Annotated in this window: 16 protein-coding genes; 6 read left to right on the forward strand and 10 right to left on the reverse strand. The window is 44.6% G+C overall.

The genetic code is table 11. The features are described from left to right. Positions 1–156: 156 nt before the first annotated feature. The gene (locus tag EJ419_RS02930) at positions 157–1,500 is read right to left on the reverse strand and encodes a serine hydrolase (RefSeq protein ID WP_131283437.1); all 1,344 of its coding nucleotides are present in this window, start codon (positions 1,498–1,500) and stop codon (positions 157–159) included. A 509-nt stretch (positions 1,501–2,009) separates the two neighbouring features. On the opposite strand from EJ419_RS02930, the gene EJ419_RS02935 reads away from it, so the two are divergent. The 3 genes from EJ419_RS02935 (at position 2,010) to gdhA (ending at position 6,180) form a co-directional block, all read left to right on the forward strand. After that, positions 2,010–3,974, forward strand: a complete 1,965-nt coding sequence (locus EJ419_RS02935; protein WP_131283439.1) for a DUF4037 domain-containing protein — start codon at positions 2,010–2,012, stop codon at positions 3,972–3,974. Positions 3,975–4,000: 26 nt separating this feature from the next. Beyond that, positions 4,001–4,642: a DUF4125 family protein gene (locus tag EJ419_RS02940; protein ID WP_131283441.1), complete on the forward strand. Its 642-nt coding sequence runs from the start codon at positions 4,001–4,003 to the stop codon at positions 4,640–4,642. A gap of 188 nt (positions 4,643–4,830) precedes the next feature. Next, on the forward strand, positions 4,831–6,180 hold the full coding sequence (gene gdhA, locus EJ419_RS02945) for an NADP-specific glutamate dehydrogenase (protein WP_131283443.1): 1,350 nt from the start codon (positions 4,831–4,833) through the stop codon (positions 6,178–6,180). A 154-nt stretch (positions 6,181–6,334) separates the two neighbouring features. Here gdhA and EJ419_RS02950 read toward each other — a convergent pair whose 3' ends face one another. Continuing rightward, complete coding sequence (locus EJ419_RS02950; RefSeq protein ID WP_131283445.1) at positions 6,335–7,132, reverse strand: hypothetical protein; 798 nt, start codon at positions 7,130–7,132, stop codon at positions 6,335–6,337. Between the two features lies 1 nt (position 7,133). After that, a complete protein-coding gene (locus EJ419_RS02955) occupies positions 7,134–8,789 on the reverse strand; it encodes a PspC domain-containing protein (protein WP_131283447.1) in 1,656 nt (551 codons plus the stop codon). A 113-nt stretch (positions 8,790–8,902) separates the two neighbouring features. On the opposite strand from EJ419_RS02955, the gene EJ419_RS02960 reads away from it, so the two are divergent. Both EJ419_RS02960 and EJ419_RS02965 read left to right on the forward strand, forming a co-directional pair. After that, a complete protein-coding gene (locus EJ419_RS02960) occupies positions 8,903–10,381 on the forward strand; it encodes an ATP-binding protein (RefSeq protein WP_165496212.1) in 1,479 nt (492 codons plus the stop codon). Between the two features lie 31 nt (positions 10,382–10,412). Beyond that, the gene (locus EJ419_RS02965) at positions 10,413–11,087 is read left to right on the forward strand and encodes a LuxR C-terminal-related transcriptional regulator (RefSeq protein WP_131283451.1); all 675 of its coding nucleotides are present in this window, start codon (positions 10,413–10,415) and stop codon (positions 11,085–11,087) included. Between the two features lie 63 nt (positions 11,088–11,150). Here the strand turns inward: EJ419_RS02965 and EJ419_RS02970 are convergent, their stop codons facing one another. The 3 genes from EJ419_RS02970 to EJ419_RS02980 form a co-directional block, all read right to left on the reverse strand. Beyond that, the gene (locus tag EJ419_RS02970; RefSeq protein ID WP_205668811.1) at positions 11,151–12,347 is read right to left on the reverse strand and encodes a hydroxymethylglutaryl-CoA synthase; all 1,197 of its coding nucleotides are present in this window, start codon (positions 12,345–12,347) and stop codon (positions 11,151–11,153) included. 89 nt (positions 12,348–12,436) lie between these two features. Continuing rightward, entirely contained in the window at positions 12,437–13,756 is a 1,320-nt protein-coding gene (locus EJ419_RS02975) for a hydroxymethylglutaryl-CoA reductase, degradative (RefSeq protein ID WP_131283455.1), read from the reverse strand. 125 nt (positions 13,757–13,881) lie between these two features. Beyond that, positions 13,882–15,060, reverse strand: a complete 1,179-nt coding sequence (locus EJ419_RS02980) for an acetyl-CoA C-acetyltransferase (RefSeq protein WP_131283457.1) — start codon at positions 15,058–15,060, stop codon at positions 13,882–13,884. Between the two features lie 186 nt (positions 15,061–15,246). Here EJ419_RS02980 and EJ419_RS02985 point away from each other — a divergent pair, with 186 nt between their 5' ends. Beyond that, entirely contained in the window at positions 15,247–17,196 is a 1,950-nt protein-coding gene (locus EJ419_RS02985) for an MDR family MFS transporter (RefSeq protein WP_240680313.1), read from the forward strand. Between the two features lie 73 nt (positions 17,197–17,269). Here the strand turns inward: EJ419_RS02985 and EJ419_RS02990 are convergent, their stop codons facing one another. The 4 genes from EJ419_RS02990 to EJ419_RS03000 form a co-directional block, all read right to left on the reverse strand. After that, a complete protein-coding gene (locus EJ419_RS02990; protein ID WP_131283459.1) occupies positions 17,270–18,574 on the reverse strand; it encodes an MFS transporter in 1,305 nt (434 codons plus the stop codon). Positions 18,575–18,578: 4 nt separating this feature from the next. Next, on the reverse strand, positions 18,579–19,832 hold the full coding sequence (locus EJ419_RS02995; protein WP_131283461.1) for a YcaO-like family protein: 1,254 nt from the start codon (positions 19,830–19,832) through the stop codon (positions 18,579–18,581). A gap of 91 nt (positions 19,833–19,923) precedes the next feature. Next, positions 19,924–20,052, reverse strand: a complete 129-nt coding sequence (locus EJ419_RS08500) for a hypothetical protein (RefSeq protein ID WP_276320053.1) — start codon at positions 20,050–20,052, stop codon at positions 19,924–19,926. A 327-nt stretch (positions 20,053–20,379) separates the two neighbouring features. Then, a partial coding sequence (locus tag EJ419_RS03000) for a hypothetical protein (RefSeq protein WP_205668812.1) occupies positions 20,380–20,877 on the reverse strand: 498 nt, incomplete at its 5' end.

Consider the following 20,877-nt stretch of genomic DNA (forward strand, 5'->3'; position numbering starts at 1 on the left):
CCCAAAAGGTTTCCCAAAAAAGGTTTCCGACAAAACGCCTTACCCAAAACATTTTGTCGAAATGTTCTTCTCAGAAGATAGATGTCCTGAGTTCCGTACGATATAAAAACCAATCAGAATGCCCAATAAATATTGATGCCTGGAACGCACTTACTACTACTGTGCCTTCATTTCCGAGTCGTGAATAGTCGCCAACTGCTTAACCAAGGAACCAAGCATGCCGTACTCACCGTATGCTGAACTCATGACAGCCACGACATAATCTCCCGTATCGCTTTTCACGATTCCGGCATCGTTTTGCGCATAGAAATACTGGTCGTCATTAATCCATCCGGCTTTGCTATACACTAAATTATCCAATGCCTGATTGATGAATGAATTTTCCGTATACGTGTAATAGCGCGAGAACCATTCCTTATTGGAATCATTGAGCGGCACATTTCTCAGCGCAGCATAATTATCGTTTGGCTTTGAATTCATCGCATCATTGCCAAACAAATAGTCATACCCGAGAATCCACATTTTGGCAAAATCGGCCGAAGACAGCCACATGTACTTCGTCGAACCAATTTCCGCATCAAGATTCACTCCCGATGTCCAATTGCTCAATGGACTCATTCCAAACTCGTCTACAAGACTTGCGTACGTATCATTATTCGACACGGTAATAGTTTGCTCAACTTGTTGAGCTACATCCGCAGGAGTATTCGCTGAATCGATTGCTCCCTGTGCAAAATCAGCAAGAATTACTGGTCCTTTAATAGAGGACGCGGTATAACGAGGCGAATGCGGACGATAGGAAAGCGTATTACCCGTTGCCAAATCGGTGACAACAAATGAAATGGAATATCCAGAATTTCGAATGGTATTAATCTGGTTATTTAACGCATCTAACGATTGCTGAGAAATCTGGAAGCCAGCAGTTTCCACTGCTTGGTGCGATTCCAAACTATCAATTCTTGACACCGCTTGAAGAACGAGATTATTCACATCTTGGCCATATACCCCAGATTTGCGAGCAGCAGCAATGGCATCTTCACGTCTCTGTTTGTCTGTTTTGGAAGAAGCTGCTGAATTTGTAGCTGAAGACACAGGCGTGGTCGCTGAAGTATTTCGCAAATGCGACCCCACGATAAAGGCAATGGCTGCTACTGCAGCAATAATCATAACAATATAACGCCTACGCAGCCTCTTACCACGCGTTATAGGATGCGGAAGAAGGGTTTGGCGAGCGCTACGAATTGAGTTCCACGCGCCTGTCACCCCTGATACTTTCGCAGGGGTGGAGCTTTTCCCGAATGGCACTGTCCGTGAAGCTTGATTAGTATTAGCACTCTTGCTTCGTACGTTACCATGACTCTGATTGTGGCTGTGCTCGCGGATTCGGCTCTGGCGAGCCTGATTATGGCGTGAGCTTGAGCCAAATTTCGATATCACCGTTCGAGATTTGTGCGCTTTGCGTGTCTTATGCTGATTCGTTTGATTACTGCTTTCTTTCATTGTGCACACTAGTCTAACAGCTCATACTGTCAGCTTTCTTCTGTGAGAAAAGTTGTCATTTGTACGGGGCTTGTCTTGCAGTATATACGCAGTATATACGCAGTATTCACACCAATTCGCAGCTAAACCCTCTAACGCACAACGACTTATAGAGCGCGCTTGCAGATACTTGCTTATGAGATTGCGCTCTGTAGCCTGTTCCGCTGCTTATTTTTCGAAAACACGGTATTTTTTCAACCTTTTGGGCAAAATGGACCGCTTGTATCGTCAACTTCAGCATATTCCAGCAGTAAATTGACCCGTTGTGCGCAAAAGATGCATAAAACAGCCAACTATCCCACTCAATTTAATAAATCTGAATTTAATAAATCCGAATTTATTAGAACCTCAAAGAAGCACAGGCCCCTGCGTAAAGCTGCCCACTCAAGTGTGTCAAATGTCACATGGCTTTCCTTCTTACCGTCGGCGTTCTCTCAGTTTCGCGCAGCTTCAATTGATAAAATTAAACTATGAATTCGCACGACTTAGAGCAGCCCGTACCGTCTTCGAAATCGCAGCACAATGCGCTTGGTTTCAATTCCGGTTTCAATGCCGATGATTTCTATGCAGGCCTTGACCGTATATTTGCACACGCGCTCGGCTCGACGCAAGCGTTGCCGTATCTTGAAGAAGCTCTAGCAGGTGCGATTAATTCCCATGATGAATTTGCCGAATTAACTGTAATTAGTGAGTTTCTAGGCTTTGATCGCTCTCACGGGCGTCACGATCATGCGCAAAAATTGGCTGAACGCGCACTAGAACTACGCAATAGCCTCGGTCTTATCAATACTGAGCAAGGCACCATAATCCTTATCAATGTTGCTACCGCGTACCGCCAAGCTGGTATATACGATAAAGCTCGTCAATTTTACGAATTAGCAGCGAAAGAAGCAGAACATACTCTGTCAAATACGGACCGTCAAAAGGCTGCGTTATATAACAATTATTCGATGCTTTTCAGCGAAACTGGAGATCTCCCATCTGCACACGACCAACTCATTCGTGCGCTTGAGCTTATGCAATTATCCTCGCCGGATGCAAGTAAAGATGGCGACGTGGCGACCACGCTCACGAATATCGGATTATTGGAATTACAAATGGATGATGTCCTCCAAGCTGTGGATCATACTCGCCAAGCGCTTGACATATATACTAATAATCCAGATTTACAGTCCTCTGCCCATTACACGTCTGCCCTAGCTGGGTACGCCCAGGCTCTTTTTGTAAGTGGAAATTTGTCGCAAGCTTTAGATTATTTTGAACAAGCATTGGGACTTATCAAGAAATTTTATGGGGAATCGAGCGGGTATTACGAGACAACTGCCGAAAACGTTCAGCTTGTCCGCGAAACGATTGCTTCTCAGCAAAGCGGCTCACAAACGAATGGACAAGCAGAACAAGCGGCTCAGGACCAGCAAGCTCAGGAAAGCTCAATTTCGGCTACTCAGCGCCCAGACACTCATAGCAGAAATATTCAGAATCCAAAGCTTTCCGGTCTTGAACTTTCTCGCGCTTACTGGGATGAGTACGCCGATCAACTATTTAGTGGAGAGCTCGCTACTCTTCGCTCGCGCGCGGCCATAGGACTCGTTGGCCATGGCTCGGAATGTTACGGTTTTGACGATGACCTTTCTCATGACCATGACTTCGGTCCGCGTTTTTGCATATGGCTCACTGAAGAGGATTTCGCCACATATGGGAAGAAACTGCAGGAACGTTACACATCTTTGCCATTTGAATTCATGGGATACTCCCGTTCAGTTTCTAGCCCTCGAGGCAGTGGCCGCGATGGTGTCTTGTCTATTGATTCTTTCTTTGAATCAATTACCGGACTTTCCCACGCGCCCGAGCAAGCCGGCGAGGAACATCTATGGCTTAACCTCGATGAATCGACACTCTGCGCTGCAACTAACGGTTCAGTATTTGCTGATCCGTTCGGCGCATTTTCTAGTCGACGCCAAGGTTTTAAAAATATGCCTGATGATATTCGTTTGTATCTCATTTCCCAGCGTTTAGGCATGATTTCGCAGACTGGTCAATACAATTACGCTCGCATGGCCGCTCGAAAAGATAGCGCTGCCATGCTCTTATGTATCAGCGAATTTGCTATGAATGTCAGTTCCTTGATTTTCTTACTCAATAATCCAGTCAGTGTAGGCTACGCACCTTACTATAAATGGCGATTCGCCGCTCTCAGAAAGCTCAGTACACGCATGGGCGCTCGACTAGCAGACTTATGCCCACTACTTGAAGAACTTACAATGAACCCACTGAACGACCATGCGCAAACTATTATGAACGATATTTGCGAACGTATCGTTAGCGAGCTCAATGTTCAAAAATTGTCTGATCAAACTTTTGATTTCCTCGAATGGCATCGTCCATATGTCGAATCGCATATCGACTCTACCAGTCCGCTCCTTCACAGTATCTAACCAATACCATCTTCTAAAGGACTCTCATGAATTCAAATTCGAACACACATTCATATGCTGATCCTCGCATACCCGAAATTGCAGAAGACATCGTCAACCAAGAATGGAAGCAATTCCAGCTCGTGAATAACGAGGGCGGTCGTGCTAATTGCCAAGGAAATTGGCCAACTTTCCATATCATGCGTTTAAGTCAGTTTTTAACATGGAACTACGATTTACTTGAAAGCTATCGCGAAGATTTAAACTCTGGTAGGAATCTTCTCATGGAAAAATACGCGTGGATGATGCAGTCTACTGAGCCAGATTATTTTCATAAGGATTTAGAACCATACCTTCTGCGCATCTCGAATGCTCGCCATCAGCAGCAAGAACGCATTATTAACATGCAACTTGTATGGGCTTTAGATTTCCACAAGCACTATCCTCATCTTGGGGATAATATGCGAGTCCTCCATACTGCAGATGATACAAAAGAAACCACAAGTTTTGAAACGTATTTGCGTGGAGAGCTAAGCACATATTCGGATAAAACCCTCGACTTATACGATCAATTTATCACGCTGAAAGCCAGTGAAGAAGTTAATCTCACCGAGGAAATTATCACGTGGACTGTGCGATTAAACGGCTATGATTCTATCGAGTCAGCCGAGAGCTATCTCAGCATTTGAACACTTTTACCGTGACAAACCCCTTGAAAATACAGGAGTTTTCATACTCGTAACATTTCATACCTCTTCTTGACAAGCATGCTTTATATTCTTGAGAATGAACATTGCGCCGGTGAACCCGCCACAAGCAGGCTATCCCCGCTGTGAAATTAGGACAATGAATTGAACAGATAATACAGAGGATAAAAATGGCTATTACAAATGAATACTTAAAGCGCGTATATGCACAAGCAGAAAAGCGTGACGGCGATCAGCCAGAATTCTTGCAGGCAGTTCGCGAGGTTTTTGAAACACTCGGACCAGTTGTTGAAGCAAATCCACAGTACGAAGCAAACGGCATTCTCGAACGTTTTATCGAGCCAGAACGCGTTGTTAAGTTCCGCGTATGCTGGGTTGATGACGAAGGCAAGACTCAGGTAAATCGTGGATACCGTATCCAGTTCAATAGCGCAATTGGACCATACAAGGGCGGCTTACGCTTCCACCCAACTGTTACTGAATCCGTCGTAAAGTTCCTCGGCTTCGAGCAAATTTTGAAGAACTCTTTGACCACTTTGCCAATGGGTGGCGGCAAGGGCGGCTCAGACTTCGACCCTAAGGGCAAGTCAGACGCAGAAGTTATGCGTTTCTGCCAGGCATTCATGACAGAGCTCCAGCGCCATATCGGTCAATTCACTGACGTTCCTGCAGGCGACATCAACGTAGGCGCTCGTGAAATCGGTTACCTTTTTGGTCAGTACAAGCGTATCCGCGATGAGTTCACCGGCGTTTTGACTGGTAAGGGTCTTGAATGGGGTGGCTCTTTGACTCGTACCGAAGCAACCGGTTACGGCTTGTGCTATTACACTGCTGAAGCAATGGATAAGCTTCGTGGCGATTCATTTAACGGCAAGACCGTTGTTATTTCTGGCTCTGGTAACGTAGCTATCTTCGCTACTGAAAAGGCTCAAGAACTTGGCGCAAAGGTAGTTACCGCTTCTGATTCCAATGGTTACATCTACGATCCAAATGGTATCCAGCTCGACGTTGTAAAGGACATTAAGCTCGGTCACCGCGGTCGTATCAAGGAATATGCTGATCGCGTTCCTGGCTCGGAATATCATGAGGGCTGCGCTGGCGTATGGAGCGTTCCTTGCGATATCGCATTGCCATGTGCTACACAGAATGAAATTGATGGAAAGTCCGCACAGACTCTCATCGATAACGGTTGCACCGTTGTCTGCGAAGGCGCAAACATGCCTTCTACTCCAGAAGCAATCGAAGTATATCAGAACAACGGCGTACTCTATGGCCCTGCAAAGGCAGCAAATGCTGGTGGCGTAGCAGTTTCCGGTCTCGAAATGAGCCAGAACTCTTACCGCTTGTCATGGTCCTTCGAAGAAACTGACGCTAAGCTCAACGCTATTATGAAGGATATCGTGGCTAGCTCACTGGCAGCAGCTGAGAAGTATGGCAAGAAGGGCGACCTCATGGCTGGTGCAAACATTGCTGGCTTCGTCAAGGTAGCTGATTCCATGGTTGCTCAGGGTGCTTACTAAAATTGCACTTAATCTAAGCGCTTAAGCTTATACGAGTTTAAGAATTAGTTGAGGCTCCACTCATACATCTGAGTGGAGCCTCAACTATTTTTTATAAATAATTCTCTCGATAATCTTGATTTCCCGATTTCCCGATAATTATCGCGCAGAAAATCTAATCGACTCGATTCATGACAACTGTTGTATCATCACTAGCTGCGCTCTCACCATCAGCTTCATGCATTGTTTCTGGCAGTTGTGTTGTTTCTGATTCTTCCTCATACTCAAAATCGCTCATGCTAGCACCGCTATTTTCGTCATGTGAATAGTTCATGTATGGAGTCTGCTGCTGACTATTAGCTACATTGTACGGATTGTCTACATTTTCCGCATTATCCTTGCCAGCGCGCAAACGAATTGCTGACACGATGCCGGCGGCGACAAGTACTATTCCTGCAATTGCAAATGTAGCAACGATTATCGCTTGCATAACTGAATCATCAGTAACAATCCAATCAGGGAATGTATAAAGCACAGCAATTGTCATTCCAGTCAAAACCATACCGATTACCGCCAGTACCGCGACAGCTACATTAGGTTTCGTATTATAAACATATCGATTTTTAACAATAACGTTCACGCGTGGCCGAGCTGATGCTCCTGTATACATTGGAGGATAGTTCACAGGTGGTTGCATATACGGCGACTGTGTATACGGCGTCTGTGCATACTGCGCCTGCGTAGACTGTGCTTGTGTCTGCGCATAGTGCGGTTGTGCATACGCCTGCTGTTGCGCTTGCGGCTGCGATTGTGCTTGCGCATTGCTCTGGCCGTTATCGTAACCGTTGCTATTCTGCGCATTATTTTGCGTCACAGGCGTCTCATATCCTTGTGCGCTATAACCAGGTTGAGCATTACCCTGATAATTACTGCTCGCTGAGGCGTCATAGTGATTGTTCATTGAGTTATCCATCTTAAGCCTCCTGAATAGTTATCGTGCCAAATGGAAGGAAAGTATTGATGTGAAGTTCGATATCTTTGTCGAGTCTTTGCTTCAGTTCCTCGTTATATTCATCCTCGAGTTCTGAGTTAGCATCGTCAAAGGCATTTCCGAATTCTTCGTAAACGTCACCCCAATCATCATCGTCATAGCGAGAATTACCGCTGAGAAAATCAAAGACTTTATCATCTGCATCAGAATCAGAATCTCGCTTCAATTCAGACTGCTTCTTACGCATCTCATCGCGTAGTTTATTGGCATACTTATGATTGAGCTCACGCGTAATTGAATTTACCGCATCGTCATCGCCATAGAAGATTCCAAAATGACGTACCTGAGCTCCGCGATTAGCAGCACATCCTTTCTTTACCTTGATGACAAGATCAACAGAACTAACATTGACATTGAAATCACCTGCAGGGCAAGAAGATTCTTGAGTAGTTCCATCAGATTTCGTCCACGTATGCTTACCCATAACACTTTCCCAATTGGTCAAATCAAGAGTGACATGAGCCGTGTGGAATTTGTCGGAATTCACGAAGAGAGTTCCCTCGTTGAGTTGTTTAACAAGATTCTTCGTAAGACGGATATTCTCACCGTCTTTAACCTCATAGCGATAAGCTACACGATACGATTGAGAACCATTCGCACCTTCATAGGTTCGCGTAGGAATAGCAGCAAAATGGGCGATTGAACCAATAAAGAGGCAAATAACTACACCACATGCACCTAGCCATGCGTATCCAGCGGTCTTACGACCCATAACAGCAAGAACGAGAGTGATGATGCAGATAGCGATTGTAACGCCTGTACCCCATAGCATCCACATACGTCCCCATCCAAGATAATCATGTGACGTAATATGCATGCTAATACCAAGAAGATACGTCAATGCTGCGCTCAGGAAGATTCCTCCCCACATAAGCAATCGGAGAACAGGACCTGCGCTCTTTCGTGTATGAATTATTCGTTCCTGTTCCATATATTGCACTGGAGCAGAGTATGCACGAGTTGGGGAGGCATACGAATTATTGGCGTATGGCGCATTGGTTCGAGATTGTGCCGGAGCTGGCGCAGGATTTTGTGGCACATAATTCTGTGATGTGTATGCAGGATTAATTGGCGATGCATTAAATGCTTGCCCACCATTTGTGTTCACATTTGACGGCTGTGTTTGCGCAGACTGAAATGCCTGAGCTGAGCCAGGATTTCCACTCCATGGATTGCCATTCCAAGGATTTCCATTAGTCCGTCCTTCAGCTTGATTAACTGCATAAGCAATCAAGACGAAGAAAAGCGCGACAGTTGCAATACCCCAGAAGGTAAAAACTGTAGAAACTGCGCCAATTGCAAGCACGATAATTGCCGCGATACCTTCACCATCTGCATGCCCATGCACTAATTCTTCAGCAATAATTACATTGCGCGAATTAGGAAGAAGTATCCATGCAAGAGGATATACAAAAAGGCCCGCGCCTGTAACGATAAGGATAATAGTCAGTACTCGTATGAGTGCTACATCCCATCCAAGTCGTTCAGCAAGACCTGCGCACACGCCACCGATCCAACGTCGGTCGCTGCGCACAATCTGCGAGCGACGAATCCAATTAAAGAAATTATTGCTGTTCATGCTTCAAGTATGTCAATTTTTCATATCCCCTGATATCGGGGGCACCCCTTAACTTCCCCCGATTTAACTCATATGCAACGTTTTAGCTCCCCTATACCATGCATAATGGTGTTATGACAGATAGCAATGCGAATACTCTTCCTTCGTCACCATCATCCTCTGCGCCTCCCACTCTTTTTCCAGCCAAGTCGCCATTAATTCGCCCATATCAGAACCGGGTATTTGCAGGAGTATGTCGTGGCTTGAGTCTCCATTTGGGAATCAGGACATGGATAATTCGCTTAATATTTGTCGCTTTTGCTTTTCTTGGAGTGGGAATTCTCGCGTATTTACTTTTATGGATTATGATTCCTTCAGGATATGAACCTTATCCAGGTGCCACCACTCTTCCTGTACAACAAACTGCTCTATCGTATGGAAACGCACCGTATTCCATGAACGTACCGCCATATGGCAGTCAGATATACAACAATCAAGCATCCGCACCTCACACATCGTATAGCCAGTCTTCTCCAGCTTCACCTTTTACTGCCCAAAAAGTCGGCACTACTTTCGGCAATGCATTCGCCCCGGGAGAATTTTCCACACAGGACCACCGCGATACGTCTCAGTCTCATATGAGTTCAAACGAAACTATCGGCACTGATCCACATCAAAAAATGTCCGCTCCTGTATGGAATTTCATGGGAATGGGCGTTGCTGGTCTTGTCGTCATATACCTAGGCTTTACGTGGATGGTTGACCATGACATTCTCATTCCATCTATTGCAGCAGAAATCGCTCTAGCCGCGCTATGCGGATTAGGAGTATGGATTTATTTCGAACGCTCCCACACGGGATATCCTGTAGCAACGATAATTGCACTTCTAGTGTTTATCTTTGGCATGTTTGCCATTATTGGCCTGTCATTCACGCGCGGACTTGTTCTTCCAATTTTTGGAATTTTTGTTATCGGAATTTTTAGCACTGCTATTATGGTCGCACCTTGGCTAGCCTCATCACATCAAAAATTGGCACATGAAACTGCTCAGAAAGAGCGTGAGGAAGAACGCGCTGACATGGCGGCGCATTTGCATGATTCCGTTTTGCAAACTTTGAATCTTATACGCCAAAACGCGACTAATAGTGCTATGGTTGCTCAGCTTGCTCACACTCAAGAAAGGGAGCTTCGCCGCTGGCTATACGAGGATCGCGAGGATGCTATCGATTCTTTGAGCAGTAGTATGAAACTTATTTCCGCCCGAGTAGAAGATACCTTTGGCGTTCCTATCGACGTGATTACCGTAGGCGATACGCGACCAACAGAGCGAATCAACGCAATTATTGAGGCTACTCAACAAGCACTCACCAATGCTTGTATTCACGGGAAACCGCAAATTTCCCTGTATGTCGAATGCACATCACATGATGTACAAGCATTCGTGCGTGACCATGGCGACGGATTTGATATTACGAGCATACCGCAAGATCGAATGGGAATCCGCCATTCCATTATTGGACGAGTAGAGCGTGCAGGGGGTAAAGTAAAAATAGTATCTCGTCCGGGATGGGGTACGGAAGTTCGCATGACCTTGCCATTAGACGAACAATAAGTAGAGAGATAATAAACAATTAGGGGGACTCATGAGTGAGGAAACTCGCATACGCGTTGCAGTAGTTGACGACCATGAAATGTTTCGAGCAGGTGTTATCGCTGCGATCTCTCATGCAGTCGAGGTTGTAGGGCAGTCTGGCGATGTTGAAGGATCAATATCGATGATTGCCGATACAACTCCTGATGTTGTCCTTCTCGATGTTCACGTACCGGGTGGCAACGGTGGCGGCGGCGCGGAAATTCTATCACGCTCTCACATGTTCTCCCCTCATACCAAGTTCTTAGCTTTGTCTGTATCAGACTCCGCAGAAGATGTGGGCGCTGTTATCCGAGCGGGAGCTTTGGGATACGTTACTAAAGCCATCGGCCCTGACGAGCTCATTTCCTCTATTCATCAAGTCTATGAGGGTTATGCGGTATTCTCACCACAGCTTGCAGGTTTCGTTTTACAAGCGTTCCAAGGTGGTCTCAATACTCCTGACCCTTCAGCGCCGATTGATGATGAAGAGCTTAATTCACTCAGCGAGCGCGAACAAGAAGTTATGCGTCTCATTGCCCGCGGTTATACATATAAGGAAGTCGCTGCAGAGCTTTTCATTTCCATTAAAACCGTGGAAAGTCATATGTCAAAGGTTCTCCACAAGCTTCAGCTATCTAATCGTGCGCAGTTAACGAGATGGGCAATTCAACGAAAAATTGTGTAATCTCTCACTATTAAGCGGTTTCCAGCTCACAGTTTCAAGCTCACGGTTTCAAGCTCCAGTGGCTTAGCGAGCTGAATAGTGCCGTTCCATGCCAGTGACGTCTGTGAGGACGAATTGTCCACAATAATACGACGGATTAGTCGAGTAGTCCTCAGCGGAATACGGTACAGCATCATTGAAAATACTTTCATACTCTTGCACGTCTACTTGTCTACGATTATCAAGTAACTCATGATGCTCACTAATATATAGAAAATCGCGGAATCCCTCGACTACACGTCCGGCAAAGAGTTCGCCCACAGCTCCTGATCCATATGAGAATAATGCCAACTTATCGCCTGCATCAATCGTTTCGTCGTTCTCAAACAAAGACAAAAGACCTAGATATAACGATGCTGTGTAAAGATTTCCCACTCGTTTAGAGTATTGAATACTCGTTTCAAAACGATTCTTCAATACTTGCTCATTTTCTTGTGATACGTTATCTATCTCAAGTAACTTTTTCAGGCCTTTCGCACCCATCTTTGTATAAGGAAGATGATACAAAAATGCTGCAAAATCATCAGCTTTTCTGTTTGTAGCGCGAGTGTAGTCTTTCCACACGTTTTCGAAAAATGCTAAATATTGTTCCGTAGAGTATTTTCCTCGCGCCTGAGCCTCATCCGTATATACTGGTCGCCAGAAGTCCTGAATACTTTCGCTGTATACTGCAGTGTGTGGCTCAATTTCGAGAATACGAGGATTGGCCGTCACGAGCATAGCAACAGCGCCTCCACCCTGGGTTACTTCTCCACCAGTATTCAATCCGTACCGTGCGATATCAGAAGCAATAACTAATGCTTGACGTTCAGGATGAGCTGCCACATAATCCCTTGCAGCAAGAAGTCCCGCTGTTCCCCCAAAGCATGCTTCCTTCATTTCTACTACGCGCACGCTATGCGGTAAGTGGAGAAGTTCATGAATATATAATGCGCCAGCTTTTGATGCATCAACCCCTGATTCGGTTCCCAAGATTACGAGTCCTAATTTCTCATCGTCGATGTCATCTCGCAAACGTAATGCAGCGCTCGCTCCCATAGTTACTGCATCTTGGCTTGAAGGTATTACTGCCTGCTGCTCTTGACCGATGCCAATTGTGAATTTATCAGGGTCAACTCCACGAGCCTTAGCAAGCTCTCGAATATCAAGATAGAAATTCGGAGTAAACATACTTATACGATCGATACCGATAGAAGGTAGCGCATTCGTCACATTATTCACGATTTTCTCCTTCATGCTTGCTTTGAATTCACTGCTCGTATTTTCTACTTATTATTTACTACTGTTCTACTACAGACTCGCCTACTGTCTTATGAAGCTGTCTTATGAAATTGCTTATCACGAGTTTCTTTTACAAATTCCTGCGCTGTAGCTAGTGTCCTCTTATCAGGGCTCAATAATCGCAATCGCTCTGCAATTCGTGTTATTTCCTCTCCTTGAGCACCCGCTGCTATAGCCAATGAATTCATTTGTAAATTCATATGCCCTGCCTGTATTCCAGGTCCTGCAAGAGCACGCAGAGCGGAAAGATTTTGCACTAGCCCCAAAGAAGCCAGTACCATTTTAAATTCGTCAACGTTAGCGTAATTCCCCATACGCCGTGCAATTCCTGCAATCTCAAGGGAGCTTGAAGATCCGCCGACAATTCCCACTTGAAGAGGAAGCTCAATCATCCCACATAGATGGCCATTTTCGTTAATGCTCCACGATGACAGTGCTCGATATCGGCCCGAATGAGCTGCGTAGGCGTGAGCTGCAGATTCAACAGCACGCGTATCATTTCCCGTAGCAAGCACAGCTGAGGAGATGCCATTCATAATCCCCTTATTATGAGTTACCGAACGATCATAGTCACTATATGCTAAATCAGAAAGAGCAACGATGCGCTCAGCAAGATTCATCGCTTGATTCTCATTGTGCCCGCGGAAAGCAATATCCATTGGGTCAAGCTCTACAACCGCTGTTGTCAAACTGATATTGCCTGAATTAGAAAGAATTGCAACTATTGCATGAGCATCAAACCATTGTGAAAGCACAGCTTTCAATGATTCGGCAATGGTATTGACTGCATTCGCCCCCATCGCATCACATGGATTTACTACAAGTATAATTTTGGTAAAACGACCGTCATCAGTATTGCACGCATAAATGGATTCCAATCCTCCACCGCGCGCATGCATACTTGGTAACGCTTTACGAGCAATATCAAACAGCTCAGTTTCACGTGAAACAATAATTTCTTGCGCCCTATTTCCGGAGATATCGCTGGATTCAAAAACTATTTCTCCTAGTACGCGATGAGGTTGAGTACTCGCACTCACGCCGCCACTTCGAGCTACCATACGCGCTCCGTTTGTAGCCGCAGCAACCACGGAGGCTTCTTCTACTACAAGAGGAACAGTATATTTTTTGCCATTAACGATAAGTCCGCGCACTACGCCCATAGGGAGGGCATACTGAGAAATTTGATTTTCGATAATATGTGATGCTATATCAGGATTAATAATTCCTTGAGCATTTACCTCACTAAGTCTAGAAGCATCGGAACTATTAATAATGCCTTCGCTGTGCAAAATACTCAGACGCTCATCTGCGGACAGCTCATAAAATTTACGTACAGTCTCACTCATTAACGCCCTCAATCCTACTTCTAGTTCAGACTACGGTTTAGCGGCCTGCTCAACCCTCATCAAAAATTGTAATCCCATAAGTAATTTACTTGTATCGCGCTCATACCAGCTGCTAACACAACTAACTACATCACTTCAACTTGCATGGCGACGCCGATACCTCCACCAACGCACAGTGCGGCAACGCCATTATGTTCATGCCGTGCTCGAAGCGCATGGATAAGAGTTGTAAGAATTCGAGCTCCCGAGCAGCCTAATGGATGTCCCAAGGCAATAGCTCCGCCGTGGATATTGAGCTTCGCATTATCAAGTTTGAGCTGCTGACTTACCGCAAGAGATTGAGCAGCAAACGCTTCATTAACTTCCACAAGATCCATCTCATCAAGCGATGAGCCCGTAGACTTCATCAGCTTCTCGATAACATGCTTAGGAGCATATCCCATAAAATCAGGGTCAATTCCACCTTCACGATATCCGCGAATTTCCGCAAGATATTTAATTCCACGCTCTTGAGCGAGATCTTTACGCATCAAAATAAGAGCAGAAGCACCATCATTAATACCGCTTGCATTACCTGCAGTCACAGTGCCATTATCCATAAATACGCTACGTAAGGTAGCAAGTTTTTCTAGAGAAGTATTCGGACGAGGACCCTCATCGCGTGAGACGATGATGTTTTCAGAATGTTTTCTCACGGTTACTGGAACGATTTCATCTTCAAAATCGCCAGCTTCCCACGCAGCAACAGCCTTTCGATGTGATTGCAAAGCAAATTCATCTTGCTGTTCACGTGTTATACCGAAACGTTCTGCTACATTCTCGGCTGTGACACCCATCGCTTCACCAGTAAAAGCATCGGAAAGACCATCTCGGAAGATAGCATCCACCATTTCCGTGTTACCGTAACGATAGCCATCACGCAGCTTAGGCAAATAATGAGGAGCATTGCTCATGGATTCCGTACCACCGACGAGCACGATATCAGCATCGCCCATAACAATTGCCGACTGCCCTAGACGCACTGCTTTAAGCCCTGAACCACACACTTCATTGATAGTCATCGCGGTCGAATCCGTAGCCATTCCAGCTTTCAACGCGATTTGGCGAGCAACATTTTGCCCAGAATTTGCTTGCAAAACGTTACCAAAAATTGCCTGATCAATCATCTCAGGATCTAAACCAGCACGTTCAATAGCGGCTTGTGCAGCAACAGTTCCTAAATCTACTGCTGTAAGGGATGCCAACGAACCGCCAAACTTACCAATTGGCGTTCGCACTGCACTTACAATAACTACATCGACCATAACAGATTCATTTTACTGTTTTTCACAACGCCTCTTTATACTTTCACAAACGTTTGTGCAATTTCCATACAAATCGCGATATTAAACGAGAATATTTATAGCGTGTCGCGCTTACGAACTCTTCTCATTTCTATTAAATTGGAAAAGTTGGCCTCATTCGAGGAGTTAGAAAGAAGGAGAATCTCTGTGTCTGCTTCACAGCAAAGAGATCATAAAGAATCATTATCTACTAAGAAAAATCGTCCTGTAGTTAAGCATCCATATTTGGTACTCATGGCTTTGTATATTGGCGCTTTCACTGGCATGTATAGCGAAACAGCCATGAATGTTATTTTGCCAACCATTGGTGAAGAGTTTGGCGTATCAACATCATTAACACAGTGGCTCGTCGTTGGCTACATGCTGATGATTGGTTTAGTTTTACCGTTCTCATCAATTTTAATTAAGCATTTTACTGTACGAACTTTGACTTTTAGCGCGCTAGGCGCATTTGCTGTTGGCGCGATTATCAGCGCTCTTGCTCCGAATTTCGCGATTCTTCTCATTGGCCGCGCTATCCAAGGAATCGGTCTAGGTCTCGTTCTTCCTATGACTTTCTCGATGGTGCTCGAAATTATGCCGCCTCACAAGCTCGGTGCTGCAATGGGCATGACATCGCTCATTATTATGCTGGCTCCAGTTATCGGGCCAACGCTTGCAGGTATCTTAGCAGGTGCTTTCTCATGGCGATTCGTATTCTGGTCTATCGTCGTACTTGCTGTTATTGGCATTATTTTTGCTGCGCAATTCCTTATTAATGCGTATGAATTAACCAAACCAAAGGTTGATATTCTCTCTGTTATTCTTTCTATCTTTGGTTTTGGCGGAGTAGTTCTCGGCGCTGGTATGGCAAGTGAATACGGATGGATGTCCGTTCCTGTTATCGCTGCCCTCATTGTAGGTATCGCAGCACTTGTATGGTACAGCATTCGTCAATTCTCTATGACCCATCCTGTACTCAATTTGCGCGCTTTCGGTTTCCGTGACTTCAGCTTGGGTGTTTCTTTAGTTATGCTCAACTTCGGAATTACATTGTCCGTTATGTTCTTGCTCCCACAGTTCTTCCAAAATTCTATGGCTTTCGCAGTGTCAATCAGCGGTATGCTTCTCCTCCCTGGTGGCATTATCAACGCTGTAACATCTATGCTTTCTGGACGCGCTTATAACAAGATTGGCGTCAAAGCTCCAGCTCTTATCGGTTTTGCTGCGACTATCATCGGTCTGTGCATTCTCATATGGCAGACTTTCCTCGTCACAAGCAACGCACAAGCTAATATCGCTATCGTTATCATTGCTCATATTCTTATGATGATTGGCGTTCCTTTGGCTATGAGCCCACTTCAAACCTACACATTGAGCACTCTTCCTCGTGAAATGAACGCTGATGGTTCGACCATTATGAACACTCTCCAGCAAGTAGTTGGTGCTGTATTTACGGCTTTGGCTACATCTTTGCTCATGTCTGGTCAAAGCGCTTTTGGTGGAGATAATGCGGCTGCACGTTTTGGACAGGGCACTCGATGGGGTCTCTATCTTGCACTTGGTATTGCAATTCTTGGCTTTATCGGCTCTCTCTTTACTCGTGATACACGTCAGCAGACTGCACATGAAGATACTGCTGAACAAGCTAAGAATGCCGAACCAATATTACAGTCTTTGATGAAGACAGATGTTTATGCACTTTCTTCTTCTGCTACTGCTATGGATGCGATGGCTCTGCTTACACAGCGAGGAATTTCGGGCGCTCCAATTATCGACGAAAAAGGTAATCTCACTGGATTTATCTCCGATGGTGACATCTTGTCGATAGTTGCAGACCGCGTTCCAGAATTCTCATCATTCTACAGCGCAATTATTGAGCACAATTCGGAGAGCTTCTCTGATCGAGTTCGTGACAATATGAATCGACCAGTATCTGAATTTGCTACACATTCGGTTATTACTGTTGATGTTAATGACTCTATGTCACATATTTGTGAGGTTCTTGTATCTAACCATCTGAAGAAAGTTCCTGTTGTCGATAAGACAAATGGCGGTCGCATGGTCGGAATTTTGAACCGCTCGGATGTTCTTAAATATGTAGTAGAGAACTTCTAAGTTAGTAATTTATAGACCAAAAATGGTGTGAGGAATACTGATTTCCTCACACCATTTTTGTATATTTTAAATATTAGTTTTCTTTCTTTCGCGCTCCCGGTATCTGCGGTAGGACAAAACATATACCGATTGTGAGTATCAACGAAACCAGTGGTAGTAATCTCCATGATGACGAGAGCATCCATCCAATCCACGAACCTCCCGCGCTACCAAATGCATAAGCAAGACGCGCCCATCCGGAAAATCGTGCAAGTTCACTTCCGCTAAAAAGAATCTGGCGAGACACAATAATTGGCTCAACGAAAAGTGAGGAGGCAATCGTTTGAAGGAAGAATGCTGCATAGAGAAGAGGAGCCCATGGCAAAAACATAGCTGAAAGCATAAGAGCATAAGAAATCACCATGAGAATAGTTCCCGCGCTAGCAGTCTTTCGCATCCCTAGTGGTGAGGCATAGTGTGCATATATAAAGGAACCGACCACAGAGGCAATACCGGTTGTTAGATAAATAGAGGACAGTGATCCTGATCCATTACGAGCACCAATACCAAGAAGAACGTAAGAAATAGAGCACGCTGGTATAAAGCTTATGAGGAAAGATCCCAAAAGAAGACCCAAACGCGTATGCGTCGTTACTATACGATCTGTTTTAACAGACGATTTTTCTTTGACGACCGTAACATCGTGAGTATCTTCTTCTAGAGTTTTCTCTTTCTTTTCTGTGGAATGAACAGAATCTTTCTCATCTGTTCTTACCATGTGTGCGATATCTGCCTGCATAATAAATCGTGTGCTACACGAGGCAAAGGATGTAACTGCAGAGAATATAAGTACTGCAGGTATAGACCACGTAGCTATCCATGCACCTATTGGTGTGCCCAGAAGCCCCACTGTGATACTAGCGATGATACTTAGGATTCCACTATAATTTATCAGCATATCTTCGTCATCACCTGCCGCGTCTACTTCGAAGACTTCAGCTGCAATGTCAATGACTTGTCCTGTGAGAAGTAACGCGCAAGATAACGCAAGAAGCGACCACTTCCATATGAGAGAGCCATTTGGTACGCACCAAAGAATTATCAGTGGTATAAGACTCAGTACGCCTTCCATTCCCTCAGCAAGCGCAAGAGAGCGAAAACCACCAAGCTTATCAACAATCCAACCAGAAATAGGCGAAGTAAAGTCTGCAATAGTTCCAAAAGTTTTGCGAAATGGAACAACCCACGCAGGAAGACCCACAATAAGAATCGTAGGAAGCACAGAACCCTCATAAGCACTATTACCTAATTCAGACAGACAGAATGCTACAAGCGCCCAGCGCAAAGCAGGAGTTATAGAGCGAACCCGCGAGAGAATATTTTTTTCATTCTTCTGCATACTATTACTCCTGAGTACGTTTACGGACAGCGGTAATGGAATCATGATTTCTAAGTCGCCCTATGAGTTCAACAGGATAACCGTGACGTATAATATGAAATCTTTCCAAGCCTGGAGCTACTATTTGAACAACACTCGGGTTACAGAATCCAGAGGAATCGGAATTTTTTGCTTGAAAAGCAACTCTACGCCAGACACTAATATTATTCTTAGAAAGATTTGAGACAATATTAGTAATCTGTTCTTCAACACTCGGGAGCTCCATCGTATTTGTTAAATCATACGTAACTGCTTCTTCATCTAACTGTGCGTCTTGTTGAAGATAACGATTGAAAAGTAAAGCACCATGGAGATTAGGGAAATTCTGTATAAGTATCTTCAATCTATGAGTTCGCTCTCTTTCTTCATAATCAGTGAAATCTTTATCTGCACAAAGTTCTTGCCAAAGTTCAAGTAATGAACGATATGTCGCATAACCCTTAAATTGGGAAGAACCACAACCGATATGAGGAAGACCGTTCGTATCTTCCGCGAGACAAATTGAAAGAACAGTGAATCCCGATAAGGAGGGGACTGAAAGGATAAAAACGTTACTACTAGTTAATTCCTTAATAGCATCTTGTATATTTTTGAGGATATTATCCTCAGGAACTAGAAGTTTCCCGCGTACAGTTCCCATAACATTAGACAGTAACGCTTGAGATGTCGCATCGCGTTCAAGCAATTCGTTAAGAGCATGAAGAGTAGCTTCACTAATTGAAGCGCCTGACGCCCATCCGTTATTAGTATAGTAACATCTTATAAGGGATTCCTCGTGTGCTTCGAACTCACCTGTAGATCTTCCACCACAATACTCGCTCGGCAACGATGCGAATCTACCACTCATAATATTTTCAAAGGTGTAGTCTGTATCTCGTGAACCGATGCCAGCAAGATCAAGAACGGAATCGCCACGTATCCGCTCCAAACTCTTGTTCTCCCAATAGTTACTCTCACTGTCGAAAGTTATATGTTCCAATAGCTCATATAACCCGCTTGCTATCGATTCAAGCCCACGACCTTTCCCTCGTGACGAATCAGAATCTATTTGTAAGGAATCAGCTCTATCAAGAAAAACAGACGAATCCAAAGCTCCAGTATCACTGAGACTATTGGTACTAAGCGTCCATTCCCAATGCCTCATTGAGAACAAGTCCACGATGGCAGATAAAGATTGTGATAGAGTAAATTGCCGCTCCGGTGATGGAAATTCAGTCATTATTAATCTTTCCAAAAGCGGCGAGGATACGAGGACTTTGTCCAGACAATTTGTCGGGGTATCCTCGTCGTTTCTAATTATTTAGTTGTTATTAATCAGGAATTTTACCAATGAAGTAATCAGATAAGAAGATAGTATCTCTCATCTTTTCAGCTACTGCAGACCTGCGATGTCCCATGATTACTCCTTTCTTTAATGCAAAACCAATTTGATCTTGCATTTCCTAAGTATAAGTATCACTTAGCTGGCTGTTAAATCTGATGTTCATTATATGAACATCAGATTTCATAATCCGCACACCATCGGATACAACTCGTGATATATCCAGTCAACTTAAATAATCACCCAACTGGGATACGTCAAGAAGTGAGCATTTCCATATGAGAGAGACATTCGGTACGCGCTAAAGAATTATCAGTGGTATACGACTCAGTACGCCTTCCATTCCCTCAGCAAGCACCCAGCGCAAAGCGGGAGTTATAGCGTGAAATCTGTGTAATAAATTACTTCTCTTCATGCCGATTAACCAGTTTCTATGCGCCTTGTGTTATTTATTATTGTTTTGTGTAGTGTTTGTTATGTTATTGGCAGCATCAGTAATGGTTGTAGCTATCATGTGTCTCACATGTAATGAATTCGTTACAGCAGAATACGCAGTTTGATTCCATACGTTCGTCATATCATGATAAGTATTCGTAAAAGTTGCAATCTCACGGGCAAGCTGAGAATCTGTATTCATTGCTTGCTCAATACCAGCGTTCACTTTATCGCGTAGCCGTTCACAATCCCGCGCCACATACTGAGCCGTATTCCTATCACCGTTCGTATCGCGATCACAACGATCCCATACTTGACTTTCACTGACACCAGCCTGATAAATAGCCGACTCGATCTCCTCGTCCGACAAAGCATACAACTGTGTATGCATCATTGCGATAGCAGAACGAATCTCGCGCTCGAGCTGATGACGCATATGCTCATACTCACGCTCAATAGCCCTCTGCATGTCACAAGTATCAGAGACTAAAGCACTCATCATATACTC

The sequence above is a fragment of the Alloscardovia theropitheci genome, assembly GCF_004332295.1.
Taxonomy (GTDB): domain Bacteria; phylum Actinomycetota; class Actinomycetes; order Actinomycetales; family Bifidobacteriaceae; genus Alloscardovia; species Alloscardovia theropitheci.

Excerpts from the sequence above, each read along its gene's own strand:
- EJ419_RS02930 (WP_131283437.1), bottom strand. The coding sequence starts at position 1,500 with ATGAAAGAAAGCAGTAATCAAACGAATCAGCATAAGACACGCAAAGCG.
- EJ419_RS02935 (WP_131283439.1), top strand. The coding sequence starts at position 2,010 with ATGAATTCGCACGACTTAGAGCAGCCCGTACCGTCTTCGAAATCGCAG.
- EJ419_RS02940 (WP_131283441.1), top strand. The coding sequence starts at position 4,001 with ATGAATTCAAATTCGAACACACATTCATATGCTGATCCTCGCATACCC.
- gdhA (WP_131283443.1), top strand. The coding sequence starts at position 4,831 with ATGGCTATTACAAATGAATACTTAAAGCGCGTATATGCACAAGCAGAA.
- EJ419_RS02950 (WP_131283445.1), bottom strand. The coding sequence starts at position 7,132 with ATGGATAACTCAATGAACAATCACTATGACGCCTCAGCGAGCAGTAAT.
- EJ419_RS02955 (WP_131283447.1), bottom strand. The coding sequence starts at position 8,789 with ATGAACAGCAATAATTTCTTTAATTGGATTCGTCGCTCGCAGATTGTG.
- EJ419_RS02960 (WP_165496212.1), top strand. The coding sequence starts at position 8,903 with ATGACAGATAGCAATGCGAATACTCTTCCTTCGTCACCATCATCCTCT.
- EJ419_RS02965 (WP_131283451.1), top strand. The coding sequence starts at position 10,413 with ATGAGTGAGGAAACTCGCATACGCGTTGCAGTAGTTGACGACCATGAA.
- EJ419_RS02975 (WP_131283455.1), bottom strand. The coding sequence starts at position 13,756 with ATGAGTGAGACTGTACGTAAATTTTATGAGCTGTCCGCAGATGAGCGT.
- EJ419_RS02980 (WP_131283457.1), bottom strand. The coding sequence starts at position 15,060 with ATGGTCGATGTAGTTATTGTAAGTGCAGTGCGAACGCCAATTGGTAAG.
- EJ419_RS02990 (WP_131283459.1), bottom strand. The coding sequence starts at position 18,574 with ATGCAGAAGAATGAAAAAAATATTCTCTCGCGGGTTCGCTCTATAACT.
- EJ419_RS02995 (WP_131283461.1), bottom strand. The coding sequence starts at position 19,832 with ATGACTGAATTTCCATCACCGGAGCGGCAATTTACTCTATCACAATCT.
- EJ419_RS08500 (WP_276320053.1), bottom strand. The coding sequence starts at position 20,052 with ATGCAAGATCAAATTGGTTTTGCATTAAAGAAAGGAGTAATCATGGGA.